Annotated in this window: 13 protein-coding genes, 2 tRNA genes and 3 rRNA genes; 7 read left to right on the top strand and 11 right to left on the bottom strand. The window is 46.0% G+C overall.

Annotated features, from left to right (window positions below; genetic code table 11):
* The first annotated feature begins 96 nt into the window (after window positions 1-96).
* Entirely contained in the window at window positions 97-660 is a 564-nt protein-coding gene (locus FSB84_RS14410; protein ID WP_207234154.1) for a Crp/Fnr family transcriptional regulator, read from the top strand.
* Between the two features lie 82 nt (window positions 661-742).
* Window positions 743-1,192 carry an inner membrane protein YiaA gene (yiaA, locus tag FSB84_RS14405; RefSeq protein ID WP_192909911.1) on the top strand — a complete coding sequence of 150 codons (450 nt, stop codon included), beginning with the start codon at window positions 743-745 and terminating at the stop codon, window positions 1,190-1,192.
* A 78-nt stretch (window positions 1,193-1,270) separates the two neighbouring features.
* Here the strand turns inward: yiaA and FSB84_RS14400 are convergent, their stop codons facing one another.
* Together FSB84_RS14400 and FSB84_RS14395 are read right to left on the bottom strand one after the other, a co-directional pair.
* Window positions 1,271-1,495: a hypothetical protein gene (locus FSB84_RS14400; RefSeq protein ID WP_130538646.1), complete on the bottom strand. Its 225-nt coding sequence runs from the start codon at window positions 1,493-1,495 to the stop codon at window positions 1,271-1,273.
* Window positions 1,496-1,586: 91 nt separating this feature from the next.
* Window positions 1,587-3,413, bottom strand: a complete 1,827-nt coding sequence (locus FSB84_RS14395; RefSeq protein ID WP_158643899.1) for an alkaline phosphatase — start codon at window positions 3,411-3,413, stop codon at window positions 1,587-1,589.
* Window positions 3,414-3,557: 144 nt separating this feature from the next.
* On the opposite strand from FSB84_RS14395, the gene FSB84_RS14390 reads away from it, so the two are divergent.
* Both FSB84_RS14390 and FSB84_RS14385 read left to right on the top strand, forming a co-directional pair.
* Window positions 3,558-4,001, top strand: coding sequence for a GNAT family N-acetyltransferase (locus tag FSB84_RS14390; RefSeq protein ID WP_130538644.1), 444 nt, complete (start codon window positions 3,558-3,560; stop codon window positions 3,999-4,001).
* Between the two features lie 51 nt (window positions 4,002-4,052).
* Window positions 4,053-4,541, top strand: coding sequence for a DUF4442 domain-containing protein (locus FSB84_RS14385; protein WP_130538643.1), 489 nt, complete (start codon window positions 4,053-4,055; stop codon window positions 4,539-4,541).
* 109 nt (window positions 4,542-4,650) lie between these two features.
* On the opposite strand, the gene FSB84_RS14380 is transcribed toward FSB84_RS14385, so the two are convergent.
* The 8 genes from FSB84_RS14380 to FSB84_RS14345 all read right to left on the bottom strand — a co-directional run bounded on the left by FSB84_RS14380 (window position 4,651) and on the right by FSB84_RS14345 (window position 17,837).
* Window positions 4,651-5,748 (bottom strand): AI-2E family transporter, encoded by a 1,098-nt coding sequence (locus tag FSB84_RS14380; RefSeq protein ID WP_130538642.1) that lies wholly within the window; start codon window positions 5,746-5,748, stop codon window positions 4,651-4,653.
* Window positions 5,749-5,887: 139 nt separating this feature from the next.
* A complete protein-coding gene (locus FSB84_RS14375; protein WP_158643898.1) occupies window positions 5,888-12,016 on the bottom strand; it encodes an FG-GAP-like repeat-containing protein in 6,129 nt (2,042 codons plus the stop codon).
* A 272-nt stretch (window positions 12,017-12,288) separates the two neighbouring features.
* Window positions 12,289-12,400 (bottom strand): 5S ribosomal RNA (rrf, locus tag FSB84_RS14370).
* A gap of 99 nt (window positions 12,401-12,499) precedes the next feature.
* Window positions 12,500-15,379: ribosomal RNA gene (locus tag FSB84_RS14365) — 23S ribosomal RNA — on the bottom strand.
* Window positions 15,380-15,574: 195 nt separating this feature from the next.
* A tRNA-Ala gene (locus tag FSB84_RS14360) sits at window positions 15,575-15,648 on the bottom strand.
* A gap of 67 nt (window positions 15,649-15,715) precedes the next feature.
* Window positions 15,716-15,793, bottom strand: a tRNA-Ile gene (locus FSB84_RS14355).
* Between the two features lie 108 nt (window positions 15,794-15,901).
* Window positions 15,902-17,428, bottom strand: a 16S ribosomal RNA gene (locus FSB84_RS14350).
* Together the 16S, 23S and 5S rRNA genes with 2 tRNA genes alongside form the textbook arrangement of a ribosomal RNA operon.
* 151 nt (window positions 17,429-17,579) lie before the next feature.
* The gene (locus FSB84_RS14345) at window positions 17,580-17,837 is read right to left on the bottom strand and encodes a hypothetical protein (protein ID WP_147122175.1); all 258 of its coding nucleotides are present in this window, start codon (window positions 17,835-17,837) and stop codon (window positions 17,580-17,582) included.
* Between the two features lie 384 nt (window positions 17,838-18,221).
* On the opposite strand from FSB84_RS14345, the gene FSB84_RS14340 reads away from it, so the two are divergent.
* The 3 genes from FSB84_RS14340 (at window position 18,222) to FSB84_RS14330 (ending at window position 20,589) form a co-directional block, all read left to right on the top strand.
* Window positions 18,222-18,659, top strand: a complete 438-nt coding sequence (locus FSB84_RS14340) for a PepSY-like domain-containing protein (RefSeq protein WP_130544269.1) — start codon at window positions 18,222-18,224, stop codon at window positions 18,657-18,659.
* A gap of 75 nt (window positions 18,660-18,734) precedes the next feature.
* Window positions 18,735-19,667, top strand: a complete 933-nt coding sequence (locus tag FSB84_RS14335) for a YihY/virulence factor BrkB family protein (protein WP_130544270.1) — start codon at window positions 18,735-18,737, stop codon at window positions 19,665-19,667.
* Window positions 19,668-19,884: 217 nt separating this feature from the next.
* On the top strand, window positions 19,885-20,589 hold the full coding sequence (locus FSB84_RS14330) for a hypothetical protein (protein ID WP_130544271.1): 705 nt from the start codon (window positions 19,885-19,887) through the stop codon (window positions 20,587-20,589).
* 91 nt (window positions 20,590-20,680) lie between these two features.
* Here FSB84_RS14330 and FSB84_RS14325 read toward each other — a convergent pair whose 3' ends face one another.
* On the bottom strand, window positions 20,681-22,909 hold the full coding sequence (locus FSB84_RS14325; RefSeq protein WP_130544272.1) for a HEAT repeat domain-containing protein: 2,229 nt from the start codon (window positions 22,907-22,909) through the stop codon (window positions 20,681-20,683).
* Between the last annotated feature and the right edge of the window lies 1 nt (window position 22,910).

The raw sequence follows: 22,910 nt of genomic DNA, 5'->3' as shown, positions 1-22,910 counted from the left end.
AAAGGTTGGCCCTTTTACTTTTTCGACGCCTGTCTCTATATGGCGTTGGTGACAAAATGAATAGTAAATTTGCTGTTCACCTTTATCCCCTGCCCCATGCAGCAACTTATCAAAAGACTTCAGCAACTCCACTATGTGAGTGAAGAAATGCAGCAGCATCTTGAATCGCAGTTCACCAGGGTAGTGCTGCCCAAAAACGAATTCCTGATCGAAGAAGGAAAGATCTGCCGTCACCTGTATTTCCTGGAGCAAGGATGTCTGCGTGGTTTCTACAACCTTGATGGCAAGGAGATCACTCACTGGTTTGGTTTCGAGAACGACTTCGTTACATCTTTCCATAGTTTCATTACCCAGGATCCCGCCGTGGAAAATATACAACTGATGGAGGGCTCCATCCTCTGGAGCATTTCCAAAGATGCACTCAATAAACTGGTGGATCAGCACCGGGAAGCTGAACGGCTATTGCGCATTGCTTACGAGAAATATTATATCCGTCTGGAAGGCCGGTTCGTGAACTCACAGTTCCGCACAGCCGCAGAACGGTATGAGAAATTGTTGACAGAAACTCCGGAGATCATAGAACGGGTGCCATTGGGCTATATCGCCTCCTTCCTGGGCATCTCGCAGGAAACCCTGAGCCGGGTAAGAAGCCGGCTTTAACATTTACGATTTTCATTTTTGACAATGGTCAAAACCTGAATGAAGGCCGCAGTATAGTTTTGTTTCCACTTAAAACAACAAAATGGAACCAAAAACGCTAATGCCTTCAGGCGCTTTCATTGCCGCTTCATGGGTGGCGCTTTTAACCGGTGTTACTGCTTTCAATATCGGACTGTGGAATGCCGATATGCAGTTGAATGAGAAAGGATACTATTTCACCGTATTGATGTTCGGTCTTTTCTCCGCCATTTCCGTACAAAAAGCTGTACGCGACCAGCTCGAAGGAATTCCTGTTACCAATATTTATTACGGATTATCATGGTTCTCTACCATACTCTCTATTCTGCTGCTGATAATCGGGCTATGGAATGCAGACCTGGCACGAAGTGAGAAAGGGTTTTACGGTATGGCCTATACGCTGGGACTGTTCGGCGCCATTGCCGTGCAGAAAAATATCCGTGATATGAAGTCAGCAGAAAAAAAGAACAATCAGCTCCCCTCAAATAAAGATGATCAGGGAATGATCAACTAACTATCCATGGATGGTTTCTTTCGGTCGAAGGCCGCCGTTTAGCACGGCGGCTTCTTTTTTATTGATAGAAGAATAAAACTAGTGAAGTTTGTACCAGTCCATCACCGTTCCGCTGCAGGCAGGAGCATTGGGACAACTAATGATCTCTTTCCCTTGTTCATCTTTAAACACTTTATACTCGCCCACAACGATCTCGCTTTTACATTGCATACAATAGCGTTTATCCGCTAGTGAAGGGATGGATGAAAAGGGGTATTTCTTATCGAGATATTCCTGTTTGTTGCTGATCTTGATTTCCTGCATTCCGGCAATTTAGATGATCACTGCTGGGTTTAAAGGTAAACCCATGCCGATGCGGGCAACATTAGAATCTTATTAGAATCGGGATGACTGATTATTTCTTTTTCAATCCCAGCACTTCCATGATCCGGTGAAATATTTCAGTATTCTCGTAAACACCTCTGAATAAATGGGACTGAGGGCCATAGGCAAATACAGGTACCGGTAAAGCTGTATGATCATCTGTGGAAAATTGTCCACTAACCGAACCTGTTCCATAATCCCCTTCCAATAAAGTGAGCCCGCCTGTTTCATGATCTGCTGTTACGATCACCAGCGTTTCGCCGTTCTTATCTGCGAACTCCAGGGCTTTGCCCACCACCTTGTCGAAGTCGAGCATCTCCGTAACCAACCAATGCAGGCTATTATCATGACCGCCATGATCGATCTGTGCTCCTTCCGTCATCAGGAAAAATCCTTTACCGGAGGACGAGAGGATGTGAAGTGATTTACTGAATGCCTTGCTCAGCCATTCGCCACGCCCACCGGCTGCAGGTTTGCCAGCCAGCGTATCCATCACTATCCATTTTTGTTTTGTTGCAGCTGGAACGCTATCCAGATCTCCAGTTATGGAGAATCCGCGCTGCTGTATAGATTGATGGAGCTCCTGGTTGAAATTCCTGTTACCGGCCCCCATCACCAGCTGAACAGGCGACGCAGCCAGGTCTTCGAAAATGGCCACAGCGCTGTCTCTCGCCATTCGATGCGCATAGAAATCCGCCGGAGTGGCATCGGTAATATCTCCTGAAGTAACAATACCACTCAGCATTTTGGGATAGATCAGTTCAGGTATCACGGCCAGTTTTGCGCCTGTATGATCCACACCAACAAAACGGTTATTTGTTTTTTCCCCGCTGGAAAATGCAGTGGAGCCGGGTGCGGAATCTGTGATGTAATGATCATGCGAACTGGTTTTCGACAATCCCGTATTACGCATATTGAACAAACTCAATTGTCCGTGATTGGCAGTGTAACCTGCATAGATCTGTGGTACCCCCATGCCATCGCCGATCAGCAGGATGATATTCTTCACAGGTTTGTTAACGCCATCAGTTTTGAAGTTGGGCCTGTACACTTCATGAGGCCGGTTGTTCAGCGAAATCCTTTGGGGTAATTTATTGAGAAAATCTGCCAAAGGCTGGATGCGATCTGTATTGATGAAATCCACTTTCAATCGAATCATCGTATACCATGTATTGATATTGTCCGGTGATCCCCAGAACCTCACAGGTTTTTGCAAAGCATGTGCATCGGCTATAGCCTGCACCAATGGCTGCAACTCCTTTTCAGGGATCCGGCCTTTTCCATTCCAGGAAGTGAATTGCTGTAAAGGCGCGCTCAGCATGGCGATCCTGCTCAATGCTGCTGCGCTGTATTGAGTTCCGATATTTCCATCGAACCAAATAAAGGATGGGAAGGAACGATAAAGGGAAGGATCAGGCCTGTTACCGGAAATCACGATTCGCAAAACCGGACAGTTGATGAGCTCCGGATATTTTTCCAGTTTTTTGATCAGCAGACCGAGCGTTGGCGCAGCGGCAGTTTTCAGATCGATCATCAGTTGCAGCCTGCGTGTGCGGTCAGTCCAGATAAAACCATTATTCTGGCGGATCTGTTTGACCAGAGGGATCAGGTAAAGGCTGTCGAGCGACCGCTTCTTCGTTTTCAATTCTTCCTTCGTATGCGCCACCCATAACTCCTCCGGTTCTGCCTGGTAGAATACATCCGCTTCGATGCTCCCGAATTGCCGGCTCACTGCATCAAAAAATGGAATGGGTTGTTCATAATCATTGTGGGAATGTGCATTGGAAGTGTTGCAATCTTTTGGCTGGGACCGGGCTGAAAGGCCTGCCAGCAAAAGCAGTATAAGTATTCCGCGCATACAGGAGATCGTTGGTGGCATAATCAATGGACGAAGGTAAACTTGCAATATTGTCAAATTATCAAAATAATCTTAACTCTCCGTGAACAGATAGAACGAAGTGTTCCGGTTTATCCGGAGGACTTTTTGTGCTATCTTTTCCCTATGAAATCTATTACACCTGTTTTGAAATCTGAGTATGAAGCTGTGACGGATTTATGGGAGCGTTCTGTCCGTGCTACCCATCATTTCCTGACGGAGGAGAATATCAGGTATTTCCGTCCGTTGATCCTGAACAATTACCTGGACGCTGTTGAACTTGGCTGCATCCGCGATCATGCAGGCAGGATCGAGGCATTCATGGGAATTTCAGATGGAAAACTGGAAATGTTATTCGTTGAGCCGGAATTGAGGGGAAGCGGATTAGGGAAGATGCTGGTGCAACATGCAGTCAATAAACTGGGGGTTACAAAAGTGGACGTGAACGAAGCCAATGAGCAGGCTGTAGCGTTCTATAAAAAAATGGGCTTTGTCCAAACCGGATACTCTGAGCTGGATGGAAGCGGTAAGCCGTTTCCCCTGATCCATATGGAAATAGTGGCGGAGTGATGGATTCCCCGGATAGTTTTATATTTAGTATAAAATCAAACCATTCCTGATATGCCGGTAACTCCATCGCCTGAATTCATCAGACTGGCCAATCATCCATTCAAGCTTCGTCTTTTTCTTTTGATGAAACTGCCTGCAGCCTTCTTTTCAGGTGTTCGTATACGTGAGATGAGCAACCGCCATTGCAAAGTGTCCGTTCCTTACCGATGGGGCACGCAGAACCCGTTCCGTAGCACTTATTTTGCCTGTCTGGCTATGGCGGCGGAGCTCAGTACCGGAGCACTGGCCATGAGCCTGATCTATAAGCGGAAGCAAGCGGTGAGTATGCTGATCGTAAAAATGGAATCGGAATATTTCAAGAAAGCAACCGGCAGAACCTGGTTTACCTGTGAAGACGGAGAGGCGATGCAGGAAGCAGTTGCCAGTGCAATCAACACGGGAACGCCTCAAACCTTTACAGCTTTGTCAGAAGGGTTGAATGAAGCCGGGGAGAAAGTGGCGGAATTCAAATTTACCTGGTCTTTCAGGGTAAAGAGTTGATATCATTTTTCCCCTTTTACAGTTTTTGTATTCTATATTGGTCAGCATTAGATCGCCAATCTTCGTTTACCCGAAACCGGTATAAATGAAATCACGGAACTTCTCAATCTCATGCAGGTTTCTTGTTTTGCAGCAGGCGCTTGTTCTTCGAATGCGTGTTTTCTTCATCACCCAATAAGCGTCCCCAGGGCTGCAGACCTTCTACCCTGTCGAATATGATCTTCAGTATTGCGATGGCCGGAATGGAAATAAACATGCCTGCTATGCCGCAGAGCAGTCCTCCAATCACTACCCCGATAATGGTCATCAGCGCATTCAACTTTACTTTGGAGCCAACAATACGCGGCATGATAATATTATTATCGATGAACTGCACCAGCAATACAACTACCATCAACCAGATAATATCACTGAACTGCTGTGAAGTGGTGAGCGTGATGAGTACGCATAAAATGGAAGCGATCAACATGCCTACGTAAGGAAGCAGGTTAAACACTGCACAGAATACCGCCAGGAAAATAGCGTATTTGATACCGATGAGCAAGAAACCAACGGCGCTGAGAACTGCCACGATGATCATCTCGATGATGAGCCCGAACATATATGCCTGCACTACTATTCTGGATTCTCCGATAATCTCTGCCACCCGTTTTTTGGGAGCATTACTGAATACATCGATAAGGAATTGTCTGATCAGGCTACGATAATATAATAATAGAAAAGTGTAAATCGGTAAAAGTGTGATCAGCACAAGCATATTCTTTAAAGAAGCAACGGTCCCTCCCAATGCGGACTTGCCGGAATCTTTTAGCGAATTGCCTGCCTGCTGCAGCAGGTCCTGCTGTTCAGCCGGCGACAATTTGAATTGCTGACGGACCCAGTTCTGAAAATTATTCAAATGTGCATCGATCCCTTTTTTGATCTGGTCGGAATCCTGAAGAAAAGAAGCCACCTGAGAAGAAAGGAACCAGATGACGCCGCCTATAAATATCACTGTAATCAATAAGGCTATGAGAATGGCAGGCACTTTTGGAATTCCCTTTTTCTGGAGCCACTGGCAAACGGGGATGAGAAGAATGGCGATCAGGGTAGCAAGTGATAATGGCACTACCAGGTCCTGCCCCAGGTAAATGATAGCCGAGATCAGCACCAGCATCAGGAGCACCATGGTTAGGCGAAAATAAAATGGTTGTGGATTGGAAGGCATAACAGGCCGATTGGTTGATACAGGCAGCCGTATTAAAATTGTGCCAGGGGGTGGCCGGCATTTTTTCGATTATCCGTTGTTTGATTCAAAAAAAGCGGCCGGGATCCGGCCGCTATACGTTAAATAGATCTGTATTAGATCAGAGTTTAAGAAAACGAATATGGACTGCAGGTCTCAATTGTCCACGAAGTACCACAGAATAATGGCCGGGTACCAGATGTGCAACGGACAAGCTCAAAGCGCGCTTTCCGGAAGGATCCATTTCCATCACTTTGGCGCCGGTTGAAAGGTTGATGATCTCCAGTTTTTTCCATTCATCATTCGGATTGATCTCATCGATGTACAGGATCCCTTTCACAGGGTTGGGAGAAAGCCTGACCTGCTCCAGCAACTGAAAACCTATCGCTTCAGTTTCGATATCGACCTTCACATCACCACAGTTGGGTGTAAGGTTCACGATACATTTCAGTTTGTCGCCCGAGGTAAGCGGAGTGTATGCAAATGTGATACTGTTAGCCCCCGGTAAAGGCTGCCAGCCATGTTGCCTGGTGCTGTCGTACCACTGGTATGAATGTACCCGGCTGGCATTGGTGACCACCACTGAAGCATTGTAAACACGAACAACTGCATCAGGGGTACTGTACCTGATTGTAGCGGAAGGTTCCAGCGGATCTTTCACTTCGATCTTTCCTGCAACAGCGAAAGCTTCGCTTCCTCCGCCACAAACCGGGTGCACCAATACATTCACAGAAATTTCATCATCGGATCTGATGGCGTTATCGGAGTATGTTGACTGGTTAAGCCCTGCATTCTGCCCATTCTTTTTCCATTGGTAAGAAACAGGGGTAAGCCCCTGACCTACCGTTGCTGTATAAGTGACAGTCTCGCCTTTACAGATCTTTTCTTTCGATGGAGTTATGATAACAACCGGGGAGCTGGGTTGTTTCACTTTTACAATTACCTCGTTTTCTGCTTTTGCATTTGTAACACAAGCCTCACTACTGGTGAGAACCACCCGTATAGTAGCGTCGGCGGTAAGCGGTCCGGCCGTAATCATTCCCGGGCCGGGTCCCAGGTCCCTGCCGTTCAGCGTCCAGTTGAATGAGGGATTATCACCACCATGAGTGACCACCGCATTAGCGCCAATGGTGGCTCCGGAGCAAATATTATCAGTTGGCAGGCTGATACTTACTGCAGGAGTAACAACAATTCCATTAACCAACAGTCTGAAACTTCTGCCTGGTTTTCCATCAACCATACATCTGACAAGATAATTATTCCATTCAACAGGTACTTGCTTCAACCTTAGGGAAGCCTCATTGATACCTGAAATAGCAGTTCCGTATTGCATATTCTCAAAACCATTTCCGATATCCCACTGCCATTGATAATTACTGCCTTCAATGCCTGCGCTCAGTACCGTGTCCCTGGACTTGCAGATATGCATAAGCGTTATATCCGCTAAACCGTTGCGTAGAGGTGTAACAGTATTGCTGCTCGCAACGGCAAGATCAAGCACACCATCTCCATCGAGATCAGCATGTAAAACGGAGGCCTGACCAAATGAATAATATTCCTGGTAGGTAGTATCAAATTGCAGCGTTTCCAGGTTGCTCTGGTTTTTCAGGAACACCAGGTAATTTTGCAGACCGGCAACAATATCCGGCCTTCCATCTCCATTCAGATCGCCTGCTGACACTGAGTAAACCACATTACTCAAATGTTTCATCGTACCAGGGTCGAAGCTGACTGATTGCAGATCGCTCTCATTCCTGTAAAGAACAAGATTGCTCAATTCAGTACTGCTTATCAGGTCGAGTTTACCGTCGCCGTTCAAATCTGCAGTTGCGAAGTTCCTGTTGTAACCCCTGTCGATCCTTAGAGCTTCAAAGGCAGTGACTGAAGATCCTGGAATATGGTTGTATACATATGCATAATAGAAAACACCACCTGATTCCGCGGATCCAACTAATATTTCCGGTTTTCCATCATTGTTGAAATCTGCAATCCTTACATCTTTCGGGTTTGCCATTCTTAGCACAAATAGAGGTGCAAATTTGATTCCGGAATTATCGCTAAGGTTTTTGAAATAATAAAGGCTATGGGTAGCCGAATTTGTAACCATCACGTCAGGCCTTCCATCACCATCGATATCATGAACACGAATATGGTTGTTGGGAGCGCTTTGTGCAATAAAAGAAACCATTCCCGATGATGCAAAAGAGATTGCAGTAACAGTACTGGTATTCCTGTAATAGCTGAAACTTTGCAGGTTTTGATTCAGAACAACCACATCCATTTTTCCATCTCCATCCAGGTCGCCGGTTGCCGAAGCAATACCCGCGTTCCCCTGGATTGCAACAGGTGATGCAAATTCGATATGCCCCGGGACCCCAGTATTTCTTGCAACCTGAAGATTTCCGGATTCTGCAATAAGCACCAGGTCTTGTTTACCATCATTATCAATATCCGCAATACTGGTGAATTTGGAATAGAGGTAGTTCCCCTTTTCAAAAGAAGTCTCCCGCAATTTGCTGGTATCACCGGGAAAGGTAACGATGAAATGCTGTGAAGAAGAACCGGTAAGCCTGTTGGCAGTTACTGTTACGGGACCAGGTGCAGCGCCGGTTGGTACAACTACAGACAGTTGAGTAGAAGATGCACTCAGTACCTCGGCCTTTGCGCCACCAAAAAGTACTAAATTATCATTTTTGTTATTCCCAAAACCGGTACCGGTAATCGTTACAACGGCTCCTGCCGGAGCTTGGGCCGGATTGATCTGGTTAATCCCAGGAACAATTCCATAGATAAAACCAGGCCTGTTATCAATACCATGCGCATTGGTAACAGCAACATCACCGGTTGAGGCTTCAGGGCTTACAACTGCAGTAAGCAGCGAGTCACTAATAATATTGAATGAAGTTGCATCGGCTCCACCGAAACTAACTTTTGTAATGCCGGTAAAATGCGATCCCTTTATCGTAACAAGCGTTCCTGCTACAGCATTTGCCGGATCGAAGCTTCCAATGTATGGCCGGGGTGAACAATCGTTCAAATAAATAAGCAATTGCTTCTCGTCTTCACCACGGATAAAAATATCAGGCTTCCCATCTCCATTGAGGTCATTAATACCAATGCCGAAACTATCGCGGTATAGATCAGCGCCTGGCTGCAGAATAACTCCACCCGAAAATGCCAGTTGATTGCCCTGGCTTCGGTTGTGAAATGAAGTAAGATGGCTATTTCTATTGGTAATGCAGATATCTGTTTTTCCATCTCCATCCAAATCGCCGAGTGCAATTGTAGTAATTTCGGTAGATGTCTCTATTTCCAACGGAGCACTAAAGGAAGGATTAGCAGTGGTGCTGCTGTTAAGCATTATCAATATCTTGTTATCGTACACTCCAATTATATCGATTTTTCCATCACGGTTGATATCACAGGATTGTATATGCGCAAAAATGGGAATTGAAGCTCCTTTCCGAAATTCGATTTTACCTGGTGTGCTTTCGTTCAGATAAAGGTTGCCTTGATTATTCTCATCGCTTGCCAGCAAATCAAGATCACCATCCAGATCCATATCAGCTAAATAATACTTGTCAGTATAAGGTAATACCTGTGGCATGTCGAAAGTCATCATTCCTGGTTCGCTAATATTCCTGAGCACGATCAACTTTCCATTTAGAGCAGTGATGATATCAGGTTTGCCATCGTTATCAATGTCATTAATAAATATTCTATTGGCTGCACTGATATTGTTATAGATTACAGGTTCGCCGAAATTGATATTACCGGGTGTTGAATTGTTCGGGAACAACAGCATTCTGCCATCTCCCATTAATATTGCCATATCCGGTTTTCCATCGCCATTGATATCAGCAGCTGTCATTGCATTGACTTCGCCTAAGAGTTTCAGTATCGGAGCGGCAAAATTGAACTGGGTAGAAGTGCTGTTATTCCTGAAAAAAGCAAGTCCCCCTCCGTTAGCTCCGCTGGTGATCAGCGCCAAATCGGGTTTGCCATCAGTATCCATATCATAGGCCAGGTATTGAGCAACAAAACTTATTTCTCCGGCGCCTATTGCCTGCCTGATGAAAGAATTGGGAGCAGGATATGCACCTCCGGTATAAGTTACTCTGAAAGGCTGTGATGACCAGGCAGTGAGTCCTCTTGCCTGAACGGATAGTGGCTGAAACGATGCGCCTGCAGGCACTTCTACAGTGAGTGATGTAGGAGAAGATGTTTTTACAACTGCTTTTACAGCACCAAAGAAAACCGTATTGTTGGTAGTAACAGGATCGAATCGTAAACCTGATATGGTAACAATGCTGCCTACAGGTCCATCAACAGGACTAATACTGGTAATCACCGGCGGTTCCAGGAAAGTAAATCCAGGTAATGATGCTGTACCACCCGGTGCAGTAAGCGTCACCATTCCACTGGCGCCTTTTCCTACCAGTGCTACGATACTGTCTGCGTTGATAATGCTGAAACTTTGTACAGCCACTCCTCCAACCTGAATACTGTTTACCTCTGAAAGCGAAGAGCCACGGATCTTCAACCAGCCAGCTTCTGTATCACGGTCAGGGGAAAACGAAAAGAAGGAAGGCTTTGCCACAAAGCCGGGTAGCTCAACGGTTCCTGCTTTTGTAACTACTTTCACTATTCCTGATTTACCGGAAGGTATCTTCGCGAGGATGGTGCTGCTATTCACCACTGTGAAAGAAACAGCCCTGGTGCCACCGATCCAGACCGATTGCACTTCCAGAAAATTGGATCCGGTTATCGTAATAGTATTACCGGCAATATCAGACAATGGAGAAAATGATATGAATATAGGAGGAGGTAAAAAGAGAAAACCAGGTAATGAAGCTGCTCCTCCATTGAGTGTAACCACCTTTACATCTCCGGAAGCGCCTTCACCTACTGTTGCACGGATCTCAATATCAGAGAGAACCGAGAACGAGAGGGCAGGCTGCCCACCAAAAGAAACCGACAACACATCCTTGAAATTCTTTCCTCTTAGAATGACTTCATGCCCGAGCGCTCCGGATCCCGGCGTAAAGGATCCCAGTTCTACCGGAGGATTGAATTCCTGATAAAGCGTAAGCGTATCCTTTGCCACTTTATTTGAAACGATCAAAGTGATGGTGTCTTTTACCGGATAATTTCCTCTGGAGTATGAAGGTTGTTGTGCGGTACTGAAATGAATGCCGTTCCGGTACCAGTTTACAACATAAGCGGGATTTGAGTAATTGATGAGTTTCACGGAAGCAGTGGCTGTATAGCCCGCTGTATCTATTTTGAACGCAGCATGAGGCAATGATTGTCCTCCGCCCTGGTTACTGTAAAAGAGCCCATCGCTGGTGCCGGCCCAGAGATGATTATTATTGAAAAGATGAAAGCCCGTCACATGTTCTGCCCTGGACTGGAAACCGGTTAAAATGAGTTTCTCCCAATACCTTCCTCCATCAGTGGTTTTGTAAAGATCCCACCGGTTGTGATCATAAGCATAACCTGTTTGACTATTCGTAAACTGTAAGTGCAAAGGGATAAATTGCAGGCCTTCGTTTGTAACGCGTGTCCAGTTATTCCCGGCATCAGAAGTGTGAAAAATAGCCGGAGCGTTTTCATTTTCTCCTCCGGTGCTGAACCATCCTTCCAGTGAGTTAAGGAAGAACCCGGCTTGAAGCGGTTGTGTAAGAGTGATTGTTTGCCAGGTATTGCCGGCATTGCCGGAATGAAGTATCTTATTTCCACTACTGATAAAAACATTGCTGGCATCTACAAAGCTGAGGGATGAAAAGTAGCTCTCAGGATCGTTACGCAGTACGGACCAGGTTTGTCCTTTATCTGTTGTTCTGAAAATATGATCAGCGTCTATGACAAATCCGGTATTGCCTTTGAATTGCATATCCTTAAGCATCCCAAAAGTCAAGCTGTTATCCAATCTATAATCAACAAGAGTGTAAGTAAGGCCATTATCAGATGAAGAAAGGATAGCGTTGGCTACTCCCAAAGTTCCATATACCAGCAGGTTCATATTGTCGAAAGCAAAAATTCCCTCCGATTGAAAAAGCAGGAGGTCGTTAGCAGGATAATTATTGTAGTTGATCTTTCCGTTGATCTGTCTTACAACGAAATTTTGTCCGCCATCCGAAGTAAATCCAATTTTACTGTTGAATGCAACATATCCTTCTGTTGCGGAATAGAAGCTGATCCCCTTTATTTCCTCTTGTTGCTGAGCCTGTGGGTATATTTTTAACAATTGCGAATAGGTACTGGTAGCAGTACACAAGAGAAAAATCAATAAAGTGGAGACGCGAATTATGTTTTGATGGACAGCCGAAAACGCAAGGCGCATAATAATGGTTTAAGCGATGAAGAAGCCGGTGAAAGATTGGCTTTTCTTTATTCCGGGGGCTGTCCAGAATCAGTTAAAGGATAGGAGAATCAAAAATAGGAAAAACGGAAGAGAATTGGTTAGTCTTTAAACGTCAAAAGCCTTGCAAAACAGATTGCAAGGCTTTTGGCTAATAAATATGGCAGCTACCTACTCTCCCGCATTGTTGTGCAGTACCATCGGCCATAAGGGGCTTAACTTCTCTGTTCGGGATGGGAAGAGGTGAACACCCTTGGTATAACCACCATAAGAAGGTTGATCTTATGATCTTAATAAATTACATATTGGGAATGTTGTAAAAAACGGTAGCAGTATACCTAACAATAAATTCTATCGAAATTTGTTAAAAAATTAAAGCGTACGGGTAATTAGTACTACTCGACTTTAGTGTTACCACTTTTACATCTGTAGCCTATCAACGTCATCGTCTCTGACGACCCTTAAAAGAATACTCATCTCGTGGAAGGTTTCACGCTTAGATGCTTTCAGCGTTTATCCTGGCCGGACGTAGCTACTCTGCACTGCACCTGGCGGCACAACAGATACACCAGCGGTCCGTACGACCCGGTCCTCTCGTACTAAGGTCATGTCCACTCAATATTCTAACGCCCATCACAGATAGGGACCGAACTGTCTTGCGACGTTCTGAACCCAGTTCACGTGCCACTTTAATCGGCGAACAGCCGAACCCTTGGGACCTTCTCCAGCCCCAGGATGTGACGAACCGACATCGAGGTGCCAAACCTCCCCGTCGATATGAGCTCTTGGGGGAGATCAGCCTGTTATCCCCGGAGTACCTTTTATCCTTTGAGCGATGGCCCTTCCATGCAGAACCACCGGATCACTTTAGCCGTCTTTCGACCCTGCTCGACGTGTCTGTCTCACAGTCAAGCTCCCTTATACTAATGCGCTCTGCGTACGATTACCAACCGTACTGAGGGAACCTTTGCAAGCCTCCGTTACTTTTTAGGAGGCGACCACCCCAGTCAAACTACCCACCATGCACTGTTTCCCGTCAGGGATTAGACTCTAAGCAAACAAAGGTTGGTATTTCAACGACCGCTCCACGGCACCTGGCGGCACCGCTTCAAAGCGTCCCAACTATTCTACACATTGTTTGCTCAAAATCAATGCAAAGTTGTAGTGAAGGTTCACGGGGTCTTTCCGTCCCGTGACGGGTAACCGGCATCTTCACCGATACTACAATTTCGCCGGGCTCGCGGAGGAGACAGTGTTCAACTCATTAGACCATTCGTGCAGGTCGGAACTTACCCGACAAGGAATTTCGCTACCTTAGGACCGTTATAGTTACGGCCGCCGTTTACTGGGGCTTCAGTCAGAAGCTTTGGCTTGCGCCGAACATCCTTCCTTAACCTTCCAGCACCGGGCAGGTATCAGGCTCTATACGTCATCTTACGATTTTGCAGGGCCCTGTGTTTTTGTTAAACAGTTGGTTGAACCATTTTACTGAGACCACATCACTGTGGTACGCTTTATCCCGAAGTTACAGCGTCAATTTGCCTAGTTCCTTCTCCGCGGCTCACCCGAGCACCTTAGGCTATTCGCCTCGACTACCTGTGTCGGTTTGCGGTACGGGCCGCTCTAGCCATGCCTTAGAGGTTTTTCTCGGCAGTTTGATTAGGACCACTATCACTTTGTCCGAAGACTCAGTGTACTATCACGTTCGCCATCCCGTCCGGATTTACCTGGACAGAATATAACTACACGCTTTAACGGGAACATCCGTTGCCCCGCGGGTCTTTCACTACTGCGTCACCCCATCGAAACTAGAGTGGGTACTGGAATATTAACCAGTTTTCCATCAGCTGCCCCTTTCGGGTTTGCCTAAGGACCCGACTAACCCTGATCCGATTAACGTTGATCAGGAACCCTTAGTCTTACGGTGAAGTAGTTTTTCACTACTTTTATCGCTACTTATGCCTACATTTTCTTTTCTGAACGCTCCAGCATACGTCGCCGTACACCTTCGACGCTGTTCAGAATGCTCCCCTACCGAATACCATCCTAGATGGCATCTTAGAGCTTCGGTGGTATGTTTGATGCCCGATTATTTTCCGTGCAGGACCTCTCGACCAGTGAGCTGTTACGCACTCTTTAAATGAATGGCTGCTTCCAAGCCAACATCCTGGCTGTTATAGAAGTCCCACCTCGTTTGATCAACTTAACATACGCTTAGGGACCTTAGCTGCTAATCTGGGTTATTTCCCTCTCGGCCACGGATCTTAGCACCCGCAGCCTCACTCCCGGAGATATTTACTAGCATTCGGAGTTTGTCAGGGTTTGGTAGGCGGTGAAGCCCCCTAGCCCAATCAGTAGCTCTACCTCTAGTAAATGTCTATATCCGAGGCTGTTCCTAAAAACATTTCGGGGAGAACGAGCTATCTCTCAGTTTGATTGGCCTTTCACCCCTATCCACAGGTCATCCCATAGCTTTTCAACGCTAATGAGTTCGGTCCTCCAGTGTGTGTTACCACACCTTCAACCTGCCCATGGATAGATCACAAAGTTTCGCGTCTACCCCCACTGACTAGTCGCCCTGTTCGGACTCGCTTTCGCTACGGCTCCGTTACTGAAGAACTTAACCTCGCCAGTGAGGAGTAACTCGTAGGCTCATTATGCAAAAGGCACGCCGTCACCCGTTGCCAGGCTCCGACCGCTTGTAGGCGTACGGTTTCAGGTACTATTTCACTCCCTTGTTTAGGGTGCTTTTCACCTTTCCCTTACGGTACTGGTTCACTATCGGTCTCTCAGGAGTATTTAGCCTTACCGGATGGTGCCGGCAGATTCAGGCAGGATTCCTCCGGTCCCGCCTTACTCAGGATACCGCTCGTCCCCAATTATTTATGCCTACAGGACTATCACCTGCTATGGTCCCACTTTCCAGAGGGTTCAGCTTGAAATTGGTTTCTAAATGCGGTCCTACAACCCCGGTGCAGCACGCTACACCGGTTTGGGCTGTTCCCTTTTCGCTCGCCACTACTCAGGGAATCACGTTTGTTTTCTTTTCCTCTCCCTACTTAGATGTTTCAGTTCAGGAGGTTGACTTTCCTTGCGGAATGATATACCTTCAGTATACCGGGTTGTCCCATTCGGAAATCTGCGGATCTAATGCTTGTGTGCAGCTCCCCGCAGCTTATCGCAGCTTACCACGTCCTTCTTCGTCTCTGAGAGCCAAGGCATCCACCATACGCCCTTAAGTGCTTTAAAAGAGTTATTATACTTATTACTCGTTTCTTACAACATTTATACTTGTTAGAATAACAATTATTTTCCCAATATGTCAAAGAGCTTTGTTTGATTGCCTGCCTCACGGCAAACAATAAACGAAGTTGATGTGTCGGTTACGAACCACTAGACCATTCACTTTTGAACGTCAACATCACAGTTTGAAAGAACTTTTTGTGGAGGATAACGGATTCGAACCGTTGACCCCCTGCGTGCAAGGCAGGTGCTCTAGCCAGCTGAGCTAATCCCCCAGGAGTTGATGCCTTGAGGTGGTTGCCCCGAGCTTTTGTGCGCTCTCGCCCAGTCTCTCGCAGCTTGTGGTAGACCCGACCAGATTTGAACTGGTGACCCCTACATTATCAGTGTAGTGCTCTAACCAGGCTGAGCTACGGATCTGTAGTAGCCCCTTTTGATCGGGTAACTAATAAAGAAAATCTGTAAAGAACTCATCTGAAAATTGAAAGAATTTGAAAGCAACAACTAAAAAGAACCAAGCTTCTCTAAAAAGGAGGTATTCCAGCCGCACCTTCCGATACGGCTACCTTGTTACGACTTAGCCCCAGTCACCAGTTTTACCCTAGGCGGCTCCTTGCGGTTACCGACTTTAGGTACACCCGGCTTCCATGGCTTGACGGGCGGTGTGTGCAAGGTCCGGGAACGTATTCACCGTATCATTGCTGATATACGATTACTAGCGATTCCAGCTTCACGCAGTCGAGTTGCAGACTGCGATCCGAACTGAGAGGGAGTTTTTGGGATTAGCGCCTTGTTGCCAAGTGGCAGCCCTTTGTCTCCCCCATTGTAGCACGTGTGTAGCCCTGGGCATAAAGGCCATGATGACCTGACATCATCCCCTCCTTCCTCGCGTCTTACGACGGCAGTTTCATTAGAGTTCCCAGCTTTACCTGATGGCAACTAATGATGGGGGTTGCGCTCGTTGCGGGACTTAACCCAACACCTCACGGCACGAGCTGACGACGGCCATGCAGCACCTTACAATCTGTGTATTGCTACAAAATGAGCTTTCACCCACGGTCAGACTGCATTCTAGCCCAGGTAAGGTTCCTCGCGTATCATCGAATTAAACCACATGCTCCACCGCTTGTGCGGACCCCCGCCAATTCCTTTGAGTTTCAACCTTGCGGTCGTACTTCCCAGGTGGGATACTTAATGCTTTCGCTCAGACACCAACAGTGTATCGCTGATGTCGAGTATCCATAGTTTAGGGCGTGGACTACCAGGGTATCTAATCCTGTTTGCTCCCCACGCTTTCGTGCCTCAGTGTCAATGATCGTAAAGTAAGCTGCCTTCGCAATTGGTGTTCTATGTCATATCTAAGCATTTCACCGCTACATGACATATTCCGCTTACCTACACGATATTCAAGACCGATAGTATCAATGGCAGTTCCCAAGTTAAGCTCGGGGATTTCACCACTGACTTATCAGCCCACCTACGCACCCTTTAAACCCAGTGAATCCGGATAACGCTTGCACCCTCCGTATTACCGCGGCTGCTGGCACGGAGTTAGCCGGTGCTTATTCTTCTGGTACCGTCAGCTGACCAAGAAAAGCCAGGTTTCTTCCCAGAAAAAAGAAGTTTACAATCCAGAGGACCTTCATCCTCCACGCGGCATGGCTGGTTCAGACTTGCGTCCATTGACCAATATTCCTTACTGCTGCCTCCCGTAGGAGTCGGGCCCGTGTCTCAGTGCCCGTGTGACTGGTCGTGCTCTCACACCAGTTACTGATCGAAGGCTTGGTGGGCCGTTACCCCGCCAACTACCTAATCAGGCGCACGCCCATCTTTAAGCGCCGGAGCTATAATAATTAAGTGATGCCACTCAATTATATTACGTGGTATTAATCCAAGTTTCCCTGGGCTATCCCACACTTAAAGGAAGGTTGCGTACGTGTTCCGCACCCGTTTGCCGGTCGCCGCCCAGTATTGCTACCTGCGATGCCCCTCGACTTGCATGTATTAAGCCTGCCGCTAGCGTTCATCCTGAGCCAGGATCAAACTCTCCATTGTAAATGAGTTTTGATCACTTAGCTAAATTCTCTAAAGAAAATTCAACGTTGTGTTCGTTAATTAAATTACGCTTTTGTTACTTACCATAACTGTTACATTATGTGCTGCTGCTTCCAAACTTTCAAAGATCTTTCGGCCTTACTTTTCCTTTTCAAACCGCCACTCTTTCGAGCGGGGTGCAAAGGTAAGTGACCATCGTATACTTACCAAATATTTCCTTAGGTTTTTTTTCGATTCTCATCTCATTTTCACCTAAACAATATTTGAAAGAACTTGCTGTTTCTGAATGGGTTGCAAAGGTATGAGGCCAATCTCTCTTCTCCAAATCTTTCTCCAAATTTTTACCTCTTTTTTTCTTTCCCTTCACCGTTCCATCATTTCTATTGCTTTGATTTTGAACGGGTTGCAAAGGTAGATGCTTTTCAATTACTCACCAAATTTTTCTTTCACTTTTTTTCATCTTCCCTGCTGCGGGTCAACCTTGAAAACTACAAAGAACTGCTTGTTTTTAAATGGGTTGCGAAGGTAGGCCGTCTGAATATTCACACCAAATTTATTTTAAAATAAATCCGATTTTCTTTCCGGTCTCCATCTTTCCAATCATTTAAAGAACTCCCTGTTTTTTAACGGGTTGCAAAGATAACAGTATTTCATTCATTCCAACAAATAAAATGCATTTATTCTCAAAATTCTTCTATTTCCCTGGTATACATATATATTATAAAGGGCTTTCCCTTTCCCATCTTCACCTCTCCCTTAAAAAACGTATATTGTATAGTATAAAACCATAGTTATGAAAACCGCAATGCTGTTCATCCTGTCCTTGTTGTTTTCTCTCCCCTCCTTCAGCCAGGACATACCGGCTGCACAAGTACCAACGGCTGTTACAAAAAGCTTCACCAGTTATTTCCCCCAGACCTCCAAAGTGGAATGGGAAAAGAAAGGCAGTCAATATGAGGCTGAATTCAATGTGAAAAGAGCAGACCATAAGGCCCTCTTCGAAAGCAATGGCAAACTCATCGTATATAAAAAGGACATCCCGCAGTCGCAGCTCCCCGCCGCAGTAAAGCAGGCCATCCGCCAGCAATATCCCAATTACAGAATAGACGATGTGGAAAGGATCGCCAGAAGCGGCCATGTTTATTACCAGGTAGAACTGGATGGTCAGCCACAGGACCTCAAGCTGGTATTCACCAAGGAAGGCAAGCCTGACAATAGCAAGGCCTATTGACATTGGGTACCATCCTCCCCATCCTTCCCGGCGGTATTATTTTTTAACCCCATTGCCTGAATCATCATCATTCATATGGGGCTTAAAGATACCTTACGTAAATTACCAGGTTGTCTGAAGAACACATACAAGGCGTGGGACAGTCGTATGCCTTTTGCCAGCAGTGCTGTTTTATCTTATTATACTATCTTCTCTCTTCCCGGATTACTGGTAGTGATCATCAATGTGGCCGGTTATTTTCTGGGCCGTGAAGCGGTGACCAATCAATTGACCACAGAATTAGGCGGACTGATCGGACACGATGCAGCGCAATATATCCAGAATGTGGTGGCTATGGCCAGTCAAACAAAGGATACCTGGATCGCATCGGTTCTGGGTATTGCCACTCTCCTCTTTGGCGCCACTGGCGTGTTTGTGAATGTGCAGCAGATCTTCAATAATATCTGGGAGATCAAACCAAAACCGCAAGGGAAGTTCCTGAAGCTGATCCGCGACCGTCTCTTTTCATTCGGATTGGTTCTGGTGATGGGCTTCATGTTGCTAGTATCATTATTGTTATCCACTCTGCTCAATGTGCTGAGCTCCTGGGTAGCGAGTTATTTATCGGAGTCCTTTCTCGTTATCTTCAAAGTGCTGGATGTAGCTTTTTCCATTACCATCATTACTTTTCTTTTTGCCGCCATGTTCAAATACATGCCGGATATAAAGATCAGCTGGAAGGCCGTAATGCCTGGCGCTCTTCTTACTTCATTACTTTTTGTGATTGCGAAATTCGCATTGGGATTATATTTCGGCACCAGTAATCCCGGCACCACCTATGGTGCAGCAGGAAGTGTGATCCTTATAATGCTCTGGGTATCCTATTCAGGGCTGCTCCTGTTGTTCGGCGCAGAGTTCACCCGCGAATGGAGTAAATGTTCCGGCATCAGGGTTAAGCCAACAGAAGTGGCAATCAAAACCGATGCAACACATACCTCCGGACTGGGCAAAAAAGAATTGAACAAGTAACTGCCGTTTATTATTTACAAATAACTGTTCCGTTTAGCAGATAACTATAATAATATTGCGGAGAAATCAAATTCAACAAACCTTCAATGTATGCAACGAAAACACTGAAGGCTTTGTCCACTGCTAAAACCCTGCCATGCGAAATTCCTTTACCCTGCTTTGTTTATTTTGTCTATTCCTCACGGGCTGCGTTTCAGAATCCTATTTTCAAAGTCCGATGCACAGCAATAATTCTTCCTACAAAACCATCCCGATGCATTCGGACAGTATCGGCTCTGCAACTTATATCGGGGGTAATTTTTTCCCGGGTTTTGCCAATCACAGGTTGAGGGACACTTATTTTGGTGGCAATGCCAGCTTGTTCAGGAGCCACAACTTTGGCAATTTCCAGGGCTATTATGGCTTGAATGCTACTGTAGGTCAGTATCGTGTCAATTATAACAAGGATATAGATGGGGATCTGCAGACTTCTCCTTATTTCAAACAAGGCGATCATTTCTTCGGCGCGGTTGGTGGAACCGGGGGCATCAATGTGGTGAGTCCTTTCAGGAAAGGAGAATGGCGCGTATTGGGCGCAGAATTATCTTATCAACAGGAATTTGGTGATTATTATAAATTCAGGAATAAACTTCCGGACTCCGCCGTAAGGTATGTAGATAAAAGAGATCACTATTTTACCTGGGGATTGAATACAGAGATCCTTGGCGATGTTGGCAAGAGCTGGCTCCTCGGTTATAAGGCCGCTTATATCATGAACCTGCATACGCTGAGAAGCTATCAATCCGGCAACAGGCTGCATCCTGCTTATTTTTCTCAAACCATTCACCTGTCTCATCTGAATACTACCGGTTATGTACAAATGAATGCAGGCACAAGAGTGCTCAGCCTCCATTTCGGGGTGAATTACAGGCTTGGCAGGTAACTTATCATCGAACATAAATAAGAACGGGAGCATCCGCCTGGATGCTCCCGTTTCATTGCCTGCCATTGATAAAGCCATTACATTTTTTCTATTATTTCATGCTCAGGTTGTGCTCTTTCAGGATCCTGCGTGTTTTTTCCGCCTGTAATTTCAGGGTTTCAGGAGTACCGCTGCCAGCTATCAATTCATTGCACATCGATACAATTTTCTCTTTCTGGTAAGAATGGAAGAACCAGCCCAATGCTTCCACTACGGTGGTCCTGATGCTCAGGTCTTCAGTGGGATCAACCGCAAGGCTGATGAGCTTCGGCACTTCTGTATGATAATTATAGTTCCTGAAAATGGTGATCTCGGCCAGTCTTTCTTTCACGGGTTTGGATTTGTCCATCACCACTTTCATATCGCGGTCGATCTTGAAGGCAGTATAATCCTGTTGTTTCAGCAGGTATTCCAGTTCTTCTTTCCCATTATGAAGGTGTGTATGTTTTGCATAGATGGAAGGCAGCAGTTCTTTCACTTTTTTAGTATCCATGAAATCCAATGCATCTTTTGCTTTGCCTGCAACGCGTTTCGAGTGGCCATCATTGATATACAATTCAACTGCAGGTACTATCATCTCTTCGCTGCCAATATCACTAATCAGGTAGGCTGCCTGGCGGCGCACGAACTCATAAGGATCGTTACAGCTGGCGAGCAGTACGGCTTTGAAGTCGGCGTTATTGATCTGCGCCAGACATTTCAGGGCTTCCATTCGGACTACTCCATAATTTGACTGAAAGTATTTATTGCGCAGCATTGCCGCTGCAGCAACACCTTTGATACGGAAGATCTTTTCCATAGCCAGGCACTGAACGTCTGCAGAAGAATGATTCAATAATGTTTCCCAGTAAGCAGCATTATTCCTTTGCAGCACAATTGCCTTATTGAAATCTGTGGATTTGTTGCCAGCGAAGCGGAAGGTTGGATCTCCAAACAAATGTGTTTCCAGGTAAGCAACATGTTTCATCCAGTTGCCGGTCCTTACATTGTATTGCAAAAGTCCCAGCATTTCGTCCGGCCAAAGGTCCTGCAGCACACCTACGCTATTGGCTAGCGCCACGATGGTTTTACCATTGTTGAATGGATAATAACCCGCCATGTAATCGTCGAGATGCAATGAGCCGGTAAGGCATGCATCCACCATCACGAACCTGGCATTCGGTTGTACATTGCGGATATCAGGAATGGCGAAATCGGTACTCGCATCAAAAATGGAATCAGCGATCTTCACCGAATCAATAAACGCATCTTCCATCCAGGCCATCGGCACTCCGAGGCTTTCCGTAAATCCTTTTTTCGTTTTTTCCACATCTCCACCTTTCCTTTCCGCTGCTGCCCGCACTTTACTGCGCAGGTATCTTCTGATATTCTCGATACTTGGCTGGGGATTGCTCACATAAGGATAACCGCTCAGCAACTGCACATCATCGGAACCATGATCATGGAAGATGGCCATATCCAGTTCTTCGCGCTGGATCTCGTTCATCAGCGTGAACTTCATATGCGTGTCCATTCTGAAGTTCATGAACTTGATTGTATTGCCGGGTTTGAAAAGATCAGGGAATTGTTCGCGCAATGAGATCTGCTCTCCTGCCCAGGCATTGAGCGATTCTGAATTATAACCATGACCCGTATACACAAAGAAATCGTTCAATGGATTGGTCTTGCTTTTTTCGGCCACTACTTTATTGAGGTAGGCGCGGATCTTTTCTACTGCATTTTCACCCTTCTGTACCGGTGGTTTGATCCGTGCAGTGTAAATATCCATTTCGATACGCTGAGGAGAAGTAGGGCTGAGCGCATAATAGAATAGGTTCTTTTGTGCAGAATCCTGTTTTAAAAAATTGAATTGCAGATCAAAATCATCATAGTAACGGTCTGACGGAACGCTGGATGATTTCCAGTTCCTTCGCTGGTCCATTTTGAATGCAGAGGTCATATGCTGCGCATCGCGGATCATGGGAACAGGGATATCGCCTACCAGCACAGCACCTTCCAGTTTGGGCGATTGTGCATACAGTTTCTGCAGCACTGTTCTGATCTCATCAGGCTTTGACCAGTTATGGGAAACGATATAAGTTCCAAGGCCATCTTTTTCCACTGCTTTTTTGTAGGCGGCGATCTCGTTCTTTACACTGCCGTAAGTTACAGCATCAATCACAATGGCAAAGCTGGTAGGGGTTGCAATGCCAGGCTTTTCGATCTGCTGGGCTTCAGCATTGATTGTTCCAAGTGCAAAACATGCACTCAGTACAGGGATGGAAATTCTTTTACTCATCATT

The organism is Pseudobacter ginsenosidimutans (assembly GCF_007970185.1).
Taxonomy (GTDB): domain Bacteria; phylum Bacteroidota; class Bacteroidia; order Chitinophagales; family Chitinophagaceae; genus Pseudobacter; species Pseudobacter ginsenosidimutans.
The sequence above is the reverse complement of the archived record's forward strand: the minus strand, read 5'-3'. Positions and strand labels throughout refer to the sequence as shown.

Excerpts from the sequence above, each read along its gene's own strand:
- FSB84_RS14400 (WP_130538646.1), bottom strand. The coding sequence starts at position 1,495 with ATGCAGGAAATCAAGATCAGCAACAAACAGGAATATCTCGATAAGAAA.
- FSB84_RS14390 (WP_130538644.1), top strand. The coding sequence starts at position 3,558 with ATGAAATCTATTACACCTGTTTTGAAATCTGAGTATGAAGCTGTGACG.
- yiaA (WP_192909911.1), top strand. The coding sequence starts at position 743 with ATGGAACCAAAAACGCTAATGCCTTCAGGCGCTTTCATTGCCGCTTCA.
- FSB84_RS14330 (WP_130544271.1), top strand. The coding sequence starts at position 19,885 with ATGCACAGCAATAATTCTTCCTACAAAACCATCCCGATGCATTCGGAC.
- FSB84_RS14410 (WP_207234154.1), top strand. The coding sequence starts at position 97 with ATGCAGCAACTTATCAAAAGACTTCAGCAACTCCACTATGTGAGTGAA.
- FSB84_RS14385 (WP_130538643.1), top strand. The coding sequence starts at position 4,053 with ATGCCGGTAACTCCATCGCCTGAATTCATCAGACTGGCCAATCATCCA.
- FSB84_RS14335 (WP_130544270.1), top strand. The coding sequence starts at position 18,735 with ATGGGGCTTAAAGATACCTTACGTAAATTACCAGGTTGTCTGAAGAAC.
- FSB84_RS14395 (WP_158643899.1), bottom strand. The coding sequence starts at position 3,413 with ATGCGCGGAATACTTATACTGCTTTTGCTGGCAGGCCTTTCAGCCCGG.
- FSB84_RS14325 (WP_130544272.1), bottom strand. The coding sequence starts at position 22,909 with ATGATGAGTAAAAGAATTTCCATCCCTGTACTGAGTGCATGTTTTGCA.
- FSB84_RS14380 (WP_130538642.1), bottom strand. The coding sequence starts at position 5,748 with ATGCCTTCCAATCCACAACCATTTTATTTTCGCCTAACCATGGTGCTC.
- FSB84_RS14340 (WP_130544269.1), top strand. The coding sequence starts at position 18,222 with ATGAAAACCGCAATGCTGTTCATCCTGTCCTTGTTGTTTTCTCTCCCC.